The sequence below is a fragment of the Acinetobacter sp. KS-LM10 genome (genome assembly GCF_036896575.1).
Taxonomy (GTDB): domain Bacteria; phylum Pseudomonadota; class Gammaproteobacteria; order Pseudomonadales; family Moraxellaceae; genus Acinetobacter; species Acinetobacter avistercoris.
In genome coordinates, this window is sequence record NZ_CP145906.1 from 1,526,237 (window position 1) to 1,538,609 (window position 12,373).

Below are 12,373 nucleotides of genomic sequence, written 5' to 3' on the forward strand. Positions count from 1 at the left end.
GGGAAGAAAATGCATCAGCAAGTTTATCATAGCCAAGATATACAAGCATGGGAGCAACGCTGGTTTGCTGCACAAAATAGTGCCTTGGGATTAATGCAACAGGCTGCCTGGGCAATTGCTCAGCAACTTCAAGATGTATTTGAATCTAGACTAAAATCATCAATCTCTAAAAACAAATCACGATATAGGGTCGCCGTGTGGTGCGGCAAAGGCAATAACGCAGGAGATGGCTATTTCATCGCTTCATACCTGAAACAGTTTGGTTATCAGGTTGATGTCCATGCAACGGACTTAGGCCGCTCAGCTGATTTGCATTCGGCCTATCAATATGCTCAAAAAAATAATATCAGCATCTATCATCATTTCGATTTAAAACGTGAATATGACTGCCACATAGATGCACTTATGGGTATTGGTTTAAATCGTAACCTAGATGAAAGTTGGCAAAGGATTATTCACTTATTCAATCAACAAACAGGTTTAAAAGTTTCAATAGATATTCCGAGTGGATTAAATCCCAATACGGGACAGGCTTTAGCTTGCGCCGTTAAAGCAGATTTAACATTTACAATCTTAGGCTTAAAGTCGGGTTTATTTACAGGCCAAGGGAAAGAATACTCTGCAAAAATTAAACTTATTTCACTTATTCCTCAAGATTCGGCATTAAAAGAAATCGCAAAACTATCACCGACCGCTATTCATTTGCCACAACGCCAAGCTTTTGGTCACAAAGGAAGTTATGGGCATGTGTTGGTGATAGGTGGTCACATTGATATGGGCGGAGCGGTCATGATGGCTGCGGAGGCGGCATTTAGTGCGGGTGCAGGTAAAGTTACCGTGGTTTGTCATGCAAGTCACCATGTTGCAATTTTAGCGCGTGCGCCAAATATTATGCTGCGTGATATCAATGCACTGAACGACATTGATCTTCAAAATTTGATTGATCAAGTCGATGCGGTTAGTTTCGGCATGGGACTAGGACGTGATACTTGGGCGGAGCAACATTATTTAAAATGGTTCCCGTTATTAAATTGTTCTGATTTAGATGTGGTTTTAGATGCGGATGCTTTATGGTTTTTAGCATTATATCCGACATCATTAAAAGAGCAGACCTATGCGACACCTCATCCGGGTGAAGCCGCAAAATTGTTAAACTGTTCGGTTCAAGATATTGAGTCTGATCGCTTTAAAGCCATTTATTCTTTAAAAGATCAATATGCAGGGCAATGGGTACTCAAAGGTTCAGGCAGTTTGATTTTAGAAGATGAGTTGTGGATTTGCACGGCAGGAAATGCAGGCATGGGAACTGGGGGAATGGGCGATGTGCTCGCAGGGATGATTGCTAGTTTAAAAGGACAGCTGGGTCATCAGATTCAGTTACATGAAATTGTGACTTTGCACGCTTTGGCTGGTGATTATTTGGCTCGGGGAGGAATGCGGGGATTACAAGCACATCAAATGCATGAGGCGATTTATGAAGTTGTCAATTCAGATCCAGATGTGGAGCATAAATTAAATGGATAAATATCTTATTGTTGCGATCGTCGTCTTGTTCTGTTTTATCATGGTGTTGTACACGCAGAAATCATCAACGACACAAAAAAATGGTTCATTTATAGACACGATCAAAAAAGCATTTCCTCAATATCATGTCATGGAAAAAAATGACAGCATCATCATCTGTGAAATGAATTATCGCAATGAACCTGATGAATTAATCGTGATTAGAGTTGATCCAAATCAAAAAAAGAATTTTCGTAGTTTTGGAAGACGAGTAACAATTACTTATCCGAAACAGCCTAATTTGAAAGAAATTAAAAAAGATACCCAACAATATTTGAATAAATCATAATTTAAATAATTGGCAGTTTAAATAACCAAGACCTTAAATCATTTGCAGCTTTAATAACCAGTACTTTAAATCATTTGCTGTTTAATTAATTCAAGGTCAAGTTATTTCGAGGACTAGTCATTTCGAAGTTTGAATCAATGAATATTTGGGTTAGTTGTTATTTAAAGGCATTATTAATCTATTTCGATTCACATATATAGGCATAATTGCGATCGTAGAGTTGTAGAATAAGTTTAACGACGTCGTGTAGATGATCGACTTCTGCCTCGTGCCATACCACCAAGAGCATTAAGCACAGCCATTTTACTCATACTTCCTGAAGCATGTGCATGACAAATTGCCGCAGCCAAGGCATCTGCAGCATCAGACTGAGGTTTAATACTGAGATTCAAAATACGCATAACCATCATTTGTACTTGTTCTTTATCCGCTGCGCCGTAGCCGACCACAGACTGTTTAATTTGACGTGCAGTATATTCAGCGATTTTTAAATCTGAGAAGGTTAGGGCTGCAATGGCTGCGCCGCGCGCTTGACCGAGTTTCAACGCAGAGTCTGGATTCACAGCCATAAAAACTTGTTCAACGGCAGCTTCAGTTGGACCGTGAAATTTGACGATTCGATCAATACCCGCGAAAATACGTTTTAAACGTTCTGGCATATCGGGTGATTCTGTGCGAATCGTTCCTGCATCAACAAAAATTAATTTTTGACCGTCTTTTTGAATGATTCCGTACCCTGTTAAGCGAGAACCTGGATCAATTCCAATAATTAATGACATGCAAGGACTTTAAAAATACAATAATGCCCATATTGTTACATAAGCGTATGAAAAAAGCTTGATACAGATTAAGCAGATGATTACCCATACTTCACTATTTTGTTGAGATTAGATTACTTTCCATGAAATTAGCTCTTATTGTTTTAATCGGCTTGGTACTAGAAATATTCGTATGGATCGGAGTAGGTGATCTCGTCGGAAGTATGTGGTACGTATTCTTCTGGTTTATTGCTGCCTTCTTTATTGGTTTGAATATGATCCGTTCTCATGCTGCGGCACTCATGCCACAGATGCAGCAAATGCAACAAGGGCAAATGAGCGCTGATCCGAACCTGACCAATAATTTACCTAAAATTATTTCGGGACTGTTTTTGATGATTCCCGGTCTAATGACTGATGTCATCGCCTTGCTTATTTTGATTCCACCCGTTCAGACTGCTTTCAAAGCCATGGCAATGAAAACCATGATGAAACGTCAGCAAGCCATGATGGAAAAAATGATGGGTGGTATGATGGGCGATATGAATGGCATGGGTGGAATGGGCGGTAATGCTCAAGGACCAAATCCATTTGCAGATATTATGCGTCAGATGCAAGATATGCAAAACCAACAAGGTGGCCGTCCAAATGACTCTACGATCATTGATGGTGAAGCACGTGAAATCACGCCTGATGCCAAAAAAATTGAAATGAAAGATGTGAATAAATAATTATTTGTCATCTATTCACTTCATCCTAAAAACTGAATCATTTGATTCAGTTTTTTTATTCTTTATTAGATCTCTTTCATAAGTCAAAAAACGATCATTAAGTAGTAATAAATTGATACGTAAAATACCTTCTCCGTGTGGGAGCAGTTTAGGATGAGCGAATACTCATGATGAGTATGTTGGATGAATAGTATGTTATGTGAATAATTAATTTTAAAAGAAGTCTATTGAGGTCATTAAAAATAAAACATATGAGGTAAATGAAAATAAAAATAAAGTTTAATTCATCTTGAATTTTTTCCTCACGTTATAATACGCTTTTGTAAATAATCGCTTTCTGTATATGTCTTTGCTTCTCACGATTTGTCTCTTACATTTTGTCGCTCAATTGAGCCCAGGCCCCGATATTTTACTGATTGCCAAAAGTGCAGCCACAACGACCAGAAAAAATGCTTTTAAAATAATTTTGGGTATTTCCGTTGGAATCATGCTGTGGGTGTTTTTAACTCTGGTGGGTTTTACCGTACTGGTTACACAATTTCCGTGGATTCAGACGGTATTGATGCTCATCGGTGGTGTGTTCTTAGCGCGAATGGGATGGGCAATGTTTAAAGGCGGAGTTCAAAGCTATAAACAATCTGTTAATTGGGGAAATAATCAGTTAGACAATCAACTTAAAACTGCTGAATTGAAAAATACTGAATTTAAAAACAATGAATTTAAAAACAATGAATTGAAAAATATTGAATCTGAGTCTAACTATTTTTTATTGGGATTATTCACCAATTTATCCAATCCTAAAACGCTGATTTATTTTAGTAGTGTATTTTCATTGGCACTCAGCTCGTCTGCTTCAATACATTTGAAAACTCAATTGGCGTTGATTATTCCAATACAAACGCTCATTGTTTTTACATTGTTGATGCTCATCATCTCGATGCCAAAAATTAAAAATCTATATCAAAATTCAGCTGTTTATATTGATATTATTTCTGGCCTATTATTTTTGTTTTTTGCCATTTGGTTGTGGGTCGATGGATTAAGCTTATTTTGGAGAATTTGAACTTAAATCAGAATTTGAGTCGGTATCTAGCAAGTATTGGGATTGTTCATTAGAAGGGGGAGACAATTCCTCCTTTTTATTACTCTGCGGATAGGTATTGGGTTTTAAAGTCGTTTCAGTATTTTCTGAACCTTGATAGCTGCGACTACGATTTGCACGCTCTCTTAAACCGCCTTTTTTGATTAATTGAACCATTTTGAAACTCCATCGAATTTGTTTATTTTACAGTATTCTTCAAAATATTCATTTGGTTTAAGTAAAGTACAATTGAGAATTTATTTATATTTAAAAGATTTGAGGTTTTTAAATCTTCAGAATTTCAATTTGAACTCACTTCATTCATGTATATAAGTGAGCTATAAAAGCGGTAATTGTAACGTTAAAGTTAAAAATTCTTACATTTTTTAAATTCTTAAGAATAGTTAAAGAATGTTTTAAATCAACCATTTGTCTTAAATAATAAAATAATGACACTTAGGTCATCGTATTTTGTTGAAAATGTCATATATAGTGAATACACTAAAAATTGAGTAAAATTCACTCAGCAAATAAGTATAAAAATAATTTTTATATAGTCATAGAGGAGTTTAAATATGCACTATCAATATCATTGCGCTTGTTGTGACAAGGTTGTCGCTTCAGGACAAAAAATATGTACAGAATGTGGCTCTCAAAATATTAGAACACCTTATGGGTTCTGGTTGTTTTGTCTTGCCGCTTGTTTGATCGTCACCGTGGCTTTCAAAGGCGCACAAATTTATTTACAGGATCATCAAAGTGTTCCTACGCAAAAATCATTATTAGATAGTTTAAATCAAAATAATAAACATACAGGTTGAATAAAGTCGAATACACCTTTTCTGTGATTCAGCAAAGGTTGGTTGAGAGGGGAAAACATAAAAAAAGCTCACGATTGTGAGCTTTTTTTATAGAATATTAGCGTGGATTTAGAAAGCTAAATCTCACGCATTTAGAAACCTGCCGAAGACTTAAGCGCTTCGACTTTATCGGTTTTTTCCCATGTAAATGCAGTATCTGAACCTTCACGACCAAAATGTCCATAAGCAGCAGTTTGCTTGTACATCGGTTGAATTAGGTCAAGCATACGAGTAATACCGTATGGACGTAAGTCAAAATGCTCACGAACCAAAGCAATAATTAAATCTTCTGATACTTTAGCGGTATTAAAAGTATTAATTGAAATAGATGTTGGTTCAGCAACACCAATAGCATAAGAAACTTGAATTTCACACTTCTCAGCCAAGCCAGCAGCAACAATATTTTTTGCAACATAACGACCAGCGTAAGCAGCAGAGCGGTCAACTTTCGAAGGATCTTTACCAGAGAAAGCACCACCACCGTGACGAGCCATACCACCGTAAGTATCAACAATGATTTTACGACCTGTTAAACCACAGTCACCTACAGGGCCACCAATCACAAACATACCTGTTGGATTGATATGGAATTTAGTATCTGTATGGAACATGTCTGCAGGAATGACTTTTTTAACAATCTCTTCAATTACTGCTTCTTTTAGATCAGCTTGTGAGATATCAGGATCATGTTGAGTCGATAGTACGACAGCATCCAAACGAACTGGTTTACCATTTTCATAAGCGAAAGTAACTTGGCTTTTGGCATCAGGACGCAACCAAGACAACTGCCCATTACGACGCAATTCAGCTTGCTTTTCCATCAAGCGGTGCGCATAGGAAATAGGCGCAGGCATTAAGACATCAGTTTCGCGACTCGCATAACCGAACATTAGACCTTGGTCACCAGCACCTTGATCTTCAGGTTTCTGACGATCTACACCTTGTGCAATCTCGGGTGACTGTTTACCGATCATGTTGATGACAGCACAGGTTGAACCATCAAAGCCTAAATCAGAATGATTGTAGCCAATATCATTAACCGTTTGGCGAACAACAGCTTCAAAGTCTACATTTGCAGTTGTGGTGATTTCACCTGCAAGAACAACAGCACCTGTTTTGACAAGCGTTTCACAAGCAACCCGCGCATACGGGTCTTCTTTCAAGATGGCATCTAAAATAGCATCACTAATTTGGTCAGCCATTTTATCTGGATGACCTTCGCTTACAGATTCTGAAGTAAATACAGCGTACTCGCGCATAAGTCCTATCACAGTTAATTCAAAAGACGCAATATGTTACATCGAGTTAGACTTTTGAACTAGCTTAACCTGACTAAAAAGCATGAAATTATTTCATTTAGTTGTATTTTTATCTGATATTGAGCTCAATAAATGGACATTTGGTTTCTATGAGCCTTATAGATGGGTTAATCACATTAAATGTATAATATTTTTTAAAAATTGAAACTGTATTGTACTTCGCTGGTTTTTGGCAGTTTAATTAATCTACTGATTTAATTTTACATGTATGGTCATGTATAAATCGAAAGCATAAGTTTGGGGTAAATACCCATTAAATTCATCTTCAAGCTGTAGTATAATTCACTCATTCGAGCTTTTTACCCTTGATTGAGTTAAATATTAGTCTCTAGTCTTTACGCTGTCTCATTTTTTTAAGACAATATGCGCAGTTTTGAATTTAATTCAACTTTTCATCTTTTAATATATCGGACTCTGATCTATGACAACCCCGCTGAATGAACGTCGTATTGCTAATGCAATTCGTGTATTAGCAATGGATGCTGTGCAAAAAGCAAACTCTGGACATCCAGGCGCACCAATGGGGATGGCTGATATTGCTGATGTCGTATGGCGTGAATTCTTAAATCACAACCCGTCAAATCCACAATGGGCGAACCGTGACCGTTTTGTATTGTCTAATGGTCATGGATCAATGCTTCATTATGCATTGTTACATTTAACGGGTTATGAGCTTTCAATTGATGATTTGAAATCTTTCCGTCAATTGCATTCTAAAACTCCAGGTCATCCTGAATTGGGTTATGCACCGGGTATTGAAACGACCACTGGTCCTTTAGGTCAGGGTATTGCGAACGCCGTTGGTTTTGCGCTTGCTGAGAAAACTTTAGCTGCACAATTTAACAAAGATGACATTCAAGTTGTGAATCACTTTACTTATTGCTTCTTGGGTGATGGCTGCTTAATGGAAGGTGTTTCGCATGAAGCATGTTCATTGGCGGGTACATTGGGTCTAGGTAAGTTACTTGCTTACTATGATGATAACGGTATCTCAATTGACGGTGAAGTAGAAGGTTGGTTCTCTGACGATACAGAGCAACGTTTCTTGGCATATGGCTGGCAAGTCCTTAAAGTTGATGGTCATGATTCAGAAGCATTACGTGCTGCTACTTTAGAAGCGAAAGCTGAAACTGCAAAACCAACATTAATCATTTGTAAAACAGTGATTGGTTTGGGTTCACCAAATAAACAAGGTAAAGAAGATTGCCATGGTGCACCTTTAGGCAATGACGAAATCGTATTAACTCGTCAAGCTTTAGGCTGGACAGATGAAGCGTTTGTAATTCCTGCTGATGTTTATACCGCTTGGAATGCCAAAGACAAAGGGGCTGAGTCAGAAGCCGCTTGGAATGAAACTTTTGCTGCATATGCTGCAAAATATCCAACAGAAGCAGCAGAACTCAAGCGTCGTATGTCAGGTGATTTACCTGCTGATTTTGTTGCAAAAGCGGATGCGTTCATCGCTGAAACCAATGCAAAAGCTGAAACGATTGCAACACGTAAAGCAAGCCAAAATACGCTTCAAGCGTTTGGTCCATTACTTCCTGAAATGTTGGGTGGTTCTGCTGATCTTGCAGGTTCAAACTTAACACTTTGGAAAGGTTGCCAAGGTGTACAAGATAATCCAGCGGGTAATTACGTACATTATGGCGTGCGTGAGTTTGGTATGACTGCGATTGCCAATGGTGTTGCACTACACGGTGGTTTCGTACCTTATGTCGCTACATTCCTTATGTTTATGGAATATGCGCGTAATGCAGTGCGTATGTCTGCGTTAATGAAGCAACGTGTGATCCATGTATATACACATGACTCGATTGGTTTAGGTGAAGATGGTCCTACACATCAGCCTGTAGAGCAAATTGCGTCATTACGTGGTACACCGAACTTAAACACATGGCGTCCATGTGACACCGTAGAAGCAGCGATTTCTTGGAAATCTGCACTTGTACGTTCTGAAGGTCCTTCTGCACTGATCTTCTCTCGTCAAAACTTACCATTCCAAACCCGTACAGATGCTCAAATTGCAGATGTTGCGAAAGGTGGTTATGTATTGGCTGAAGAAAAAGGTGAATTGAAAGCAATCATTATTGCGACTGGTTCTGAAGTATCACTTGCTATGGAAGCATATGCTCAGCTTGAAGGCGTGCGTGTCGTGTCTATGCCATGTGCTGAAGAGTTTGTGAAGCAAGATGCAGCTTATCGCGAAGCCGTTCTACCTGCTGCAATCCGTGCGCGTGTTGCTGTTGAAGCTGCACATGTGGATTACTGGTGGAAGTTTGTGGGTCTTGACGGTCGTGTGATCGGGATGACTACTTATGGCGAATCTGCACCAGCAAAAGATTTGTACCAACACTTTGGTATTACAACTGAAGCAGTTGTTGCAGCGGTACAAGAAATTACAGCTTAATCGTATAGATTAAGTCATTGGAAGAGCGCTTCGTAAGGAGCGCTTTTTTTGTTCTATCAGATGGCGAGCAAAATTCTGCTTTAATACTCCAATAACGCGTATAATGTTCACGCCATTTATTCGGTATAAATTTTAGTGTGATGTTTATATGTCACAAGTGAGGAAATATGAGCCTGTATAACCAGATTAGTGATGAAATTACCTTAATGGATGCGGGTGAAGAGAAGTGGATTGGCCAAGATCTATCTTTAGAAAGCATGGTCGCTGTTGTTCTTTTGTTGAAAGATATGGAAGAAGACAAGATTATTAAAGTGCGCCGTCAAAACCGTGAAACGACTTCCGGTCGTAAGCAAGTTGATCGTGTATTGGTGAAGAAGCTTTAAAGTTGTTATAAAAAAGCCCTGAAAAGGGCTTTAATTTTTTATCTATTTGGGTATTTGATTAATCATATAGTGTGCAAAAGCATCTATATCTTCTAATTCATTTTCAGGCTTACCTTTTCCTGATAAATCGCGTATGATTTTACTCAAACTACCTTTCTTACCGATTGATAGTACTTCACTCTGGTTTAGTTCAGCAAGCTCTTGATTATTATATTTTAAATTGGATTGGTATATTAATGTGCTATGCGCATATTTGCCTACAATTTTAGGACTTATAAACTCGAGATCTTCTCCTGCAAAAATACGCTTTTGTTGAATGTCAAAGTTTAGAGTAATTGGTTTAATCGTTTGCTCATCGGCTAGTAAATTATTATTTTTTAACTCTTCAGTCAGTTTTTGAATGTATCTTGCATGAATTTCTTCTTGCGTTAAGAAATTTATAGCTTCTTTTTTACTTGATAAAGTTACATTGATATTTCCTAATTCATACTTTTTGGGTTGAATATTTTCAACATCAATCTTACTTTTATAGGGTTTATAGAATTGAGCTGGTTTTGCTATAACTATTGTTGAAGAGGTTATAAAAATAATCGATAAAAAATAATGTAATAATTTCATGTGTTTCTCTTATTTATAGTAAAAAGTATTTTTAATGTTGCTAAAATTTTAATTGATTCTATATAAGTTTGTATATATGCCCTAATCTAGATGTTAGCTATTTTTCATAAATCAAAAAAGATCATTATGTGGCAATAACTTGATATACAAAAATGCCTTATCCTTCTGGAGGGACGGCGGGAATATGGAAATACCGAACGTTAGTATGTTTTATGAAATGACTCAAGAACGCTAGTAATTAGATAATTAGAATTATTGACTTATTTTTGAGAATAAATCTAAAAGTCATAGTTAATTATTTTTTTAATTGTACAAGAATAACAGGGAAGGAATAAAAATGAATAACGATATCTCAGTTCAAGCATTACATGTTTCGCATGAGACCTCTTGGCAGAAATTATGGAAAGGCTATCAAGCATTTTACCAAACAGAAATCTCTGATGATGTCACAAAAAATACATGGGCTAAGCTATCGCAAGCGCAATATGAACATATGTATGGTTTTGTGGCTGTATTGAATGGTGAAGTGGTTGGAATTGTTCACGTGATTGAGCATGACAGTTGTTGGACCTTAAAACCCTATGCCTATTTGCAGGATTTATTTACACAAGAGGCTCATCGTGGCAAGGGTATCGCACGTCATCTGATCGAGCATGTGCAAAATCACACCCAGCTTAGACAGTGTGATCGTGTGTATTGGCTCACACACCAAGACAATATTAATGCACAAACCTTATACGATAAACTCGCAAAAAAAACTGGATTTATCCAATATAAACTTTAAATTAAGAATAGATATGTTTTAGTGTTCTATAGATGGAACATAATGTCTTAACCATAGACCTGATCAAAATTAAAATTCGTATACACTCGTTGTTATTCCTTAGTGAGAAAATAATCATGAATTTAAAAACATTAACATTAGGTTTAACTTTAGCATCTGTAGCAACTTTCAGTGTTGCTAAGCCTGTCGCTTATCAAATTGATCCAACGCATACAGCTACAGTTTTCACTTGGAATCACTTTGGTTTTTCAACGCCATCTGCTAACTTCAGTGACATCCAAGGCACAATCAATGTTGATAATGCTAAACCTGCAAATTCCTCTGTAAATGTGACTATTCCATTAACGAGCTTGAATACCAATGTAAAAGCATTGGACGAGCACTTGTTAAAGTCAGATTTCTTTGATGCTGAAAAATTTCCAAATATCACATTTAAAAGTACTAAAGTTCAAGCTTTAAGCAAGAACAAATATAAAATCACAGGTGATTTGACTATTAAAGATGTGACTAAACCTGTTGTATTGGATGCTGTATTGAATAAACAAGCTGTACATCCAATGTCTAAAGCAGAAACGATTGGTTTCAATGCAACTACTTCTTTCGATCGCTCAACTTTTAACGTGGGTGGTTATGTACCAAACGTAGGTGACAAGATTACAGTGAATATTACGACTGAAGCATCTGTAGCTACAGCGCCAGCTGCTAAATAATAAGCGTTAAAATTAAAAAGCCCTTGTGCGTTTGTACAAGGGCTTTTTTATGTATCTTGTATTCTTAAATTCGGACTTTAGGAGCTTAACCTTATTGATCTAAAAGATATTCGAATAGCATCAAATAAATGACTTCTAAATCGTATTTGAGCTTAATTTGAATGGTATTTTAATGTTCTTTAAAAGGTATTTGCAGAGTTCGGACTCAGTTAGTCTCGATTTAAAATTAAGAAACAGCCAAAACTAATAAAGATTCCACCGGTAATGCCATCGATCCATTTGCTGAATTTTTGATAATACAGAGTAATCCGACCAATCGAAAAAATATAAGCCACGACAGCAAACCAGATCAAACTTTCAATCCATATTAAAATCAGTAATGAACTTTGCGAACTTAATGAAGCATCAGAATTAATGCCTAAAGCAAACACACTACTGAAATACAGCAACGCTTTTGGATTTGCCAAATTGGTAAGGAAACCTTGGAGTAATAGGGTAATTTTAGATTTAGGCGTATAAGGTTGTGCTGTGCTCGGTGCTGCACTTTGTTTCTGTTTTTTAATGGATTGAACCATTTGGTAACCCAAATAGATCAAATACAATCCACCTAAAATCATTAAAAGCTGTTGTAACCATGCCATTTTTTGAAATAAATAATGCAAACCACTGATCGCACAAATGGCCCAAACCAAAATACTGAAAGAAATACCAAGTGCTGCGCACAAAGCATGAGATCTAGACTGTCGAATCGCACTTTGAGTGACAAAGAAGAAATCTGGCCCCGGACTAATTAAAGCAAAAAAGTGGATGAGGGCGATACTCAGCAAAGGGCTCATATGAGTTCAATTCAACAAAGAGAAAGTATGC

The 12,373-nt window shown here is 37.1% G+C and carries 14 protein-coding genes; 9 read left to right on the forward strand and 5 right to left on the reverse strand.

Annotation, left to right across the window (positions count from 1 at the left end):
• The first annotated feature begins 9 nt into the window (after positions 1-9).
• The gene (locus V5M36_RS06980; protein ID WP_338563471.1) at positions 10-1,524 is read left to right on the forward strand and encodes an NAD(P)H-hydrate dehydratase; all 1,515 of its coding nucleotides are present in this window, start codon (positions 10-12) and stop codon (positions 1,522-1,524) included.
• Positions 1,517-1,852, forward strand: a complete 336-nt coding sequence (locus V5M36_RS06985; RefSeq protein WP_338563474.1) for a hypothetical protein — start codon at positions 1,517-1,519, stop codon at positions 1,850-1,852. The genes V5M36_RS06980 and V5M36_RS06985 overlap by 8 nt, the downstream gene beginning before the upstream one ends.
• A gap of 233 nt (positions 1,853-2,085) precedes the next feature.
• Here V5M36_RS06985 and ruvC read toward each other — a convergent pair whose 3' ends face one another.
• Positions 2,086-2,631 carry a crossover junction endodeoxyribonuclease RuvC gene (gene ruvC / locus V5M36_RS06990; RefSeq protein ID WP_338563477.1) on the reverse strand — a complete coding sequence of 182 codons (546 nt, stop codon included), beginning with the start codon at positions 2,629-2,631 and terminating at the stop codon, positions 2,086-2,088.
• Positions 2,632-2,753: 122 nt separating this feature from the next.
• Here ruvC and V5M36_RS06995 point away from each other — a divergent pair, with 122 nt between their 5' ends.
• Positions 2,754-3,341 carry an FxsA family protein gene (locus V5M36_RS06995; RefSeq protein ID WP_338563479.1) on the forward strand — a complete coding sequence of 196 codons (588 nt, stop codon included), beginning with the start codon at positions 2,754-2,756 and terminating at the stop codon, positions 3,339-3,341.
• 343 nt (positions 3,342-3,684) lie between these two features.
• Entirely contained in the window at positions 3,685-4,404 is a 720-nt protein-coding gene (locus V5M36_RS07000; protein ID WP_338563482.1) for a LysE family transporter, read from the forward strand.
• Here the strand turns inward: V5M36_RS07000 and V5M36_RS07005 are convergent.
• Positions 4,387-4,599: a hypothetical protein gene (locus tag V5M36_RS07005; RefSeq protein WP_338563484.1), complete on the reverse strand. Its 213-nt coding sequence runs from the start codon at positions 4,597-4,599 to the stop codon at positions 4,387-4,389. The genes V5M36_RS07000 and V5M36_RS07005 overlap by 18 nt on opposite strands.
• Positions 4,600-4,997: 398 nt before the next feature.
• On the opposite strand from V5M36_RS07005, the gene V5M36_RS07010 reads away from it, so the two are divergent.
• On the forward strand, positions 4,998-5,243 hold the full coding sequence (locus tag V5M36_RS07010) for a hypothetical protein (protein WP_338563486.1): 246 nt from the start codon (positions 4,998-5,000) through the stop codon (positions 5,241-5,243).
• Between the two features lie 131 nt (positions 5,244-5,374).
• Here V5M36_RS07010 and metK read toward each other — a convergent pair whose 3' ends face one another.
• Entirely contained in the window at positions 5,375-6,541 is a 1,167-nt protein-coding gene (metK, locus tag V5M36_RS07015) for a methionine adenosyltransferase (RefSeq protein ID WP_338563489.1), read from the reverse strand.
• A gap of 481 nt (positions 6,542-7,022) precedes the next feature.
• Between metK and tkt the strand changes: the two genes are divergently transcribed.
• Both tkt and V5M36_RS07025 read left to right on the forward strand, forming a co-directional pair.
• Positions 7,023-9,011, forward strand: a complete 1,989-nt coding sequence (gene tkt / locus V5M36_RS07020; protein WP_338563491.1) for a transketolase — start codon at positions 7,023-7,025, stop codon at positions 9,009-9,011.
• Positions 9,012-9,178: 167 nt separating this feature from the next.
• Entirely contained in the window at positions 9,179-9,394 is a 216-nt protein-coding gene (locus V5M36_RS07025) for a hypothetical protein (RefSeq protein WP_067659448.1), read from the forward strand.
• A 42-nt stretch (positions 9,395-9,436) separates the two neighbouring features.
• On the opposite strand, the gene V5M36_RS07030 is transcribed toward V5M36_RS07025, so the two are convergent.
• Complete coding sequence (locus V5M36_RS07030) at positions 9,437-10,012, reverse strand: hypothetical protein (protein ID WP_338563496.1); 576 nt, start codon at positions 10,010-10,012, stop codon at positions 9,437-9,439.
• Between the two features lie 331 nt (positions 10,013-10,343).
• Here V5M36_RS07030 and V5M36_RS07035 point away from each other — a divergent pair, with 331 nt between their 5' ends.
• Together V5M36_RS07035 and V5M36_RS07040 are read left to right on the forward strand one after the other, a co-directional pair.
• Entirely contained in the window at positions 10,344-10,796 is a 453-nt protein-coding gene (locus tag V5M36_RS07035) for a GNAT family N-acetyltransferase (protein WP_445206327.1), read from the forward strand.
• Positions 10,797-10,912: 116 nt separating this feature from the next.
• Positions 10,913-11,506 carry a YceI family protein gene (locus V5M36_RS07040; RefSeq protein ID WP_338563500.1) on the forward strand — a complete coding sequence of 198 codons (594 nt, stop codon included), beginning with the start codon at positions 10,913-10,915 and terminating at the stop codon, positions 11,504-11,506.
• 209 nt (positions 11,507-11,715) lie between these two features.
• On the opposite strand, the gene V5M36_RS07045 is transcribed toward V5M36_RS07040, so the two are convergent.
• Positions 11,716-12,342, reverse strand: a complete 627-nt coding sequence (locus tag V5M36_RS07045) for a LysE family transporter (protein WP_338563502.1) — start codon at positions 12,340-12,342, stop codon at positions 11,716-11,718.
• Between the last annotated feature and the right edge of the window lie 31 nt (positions 12,343-12,373).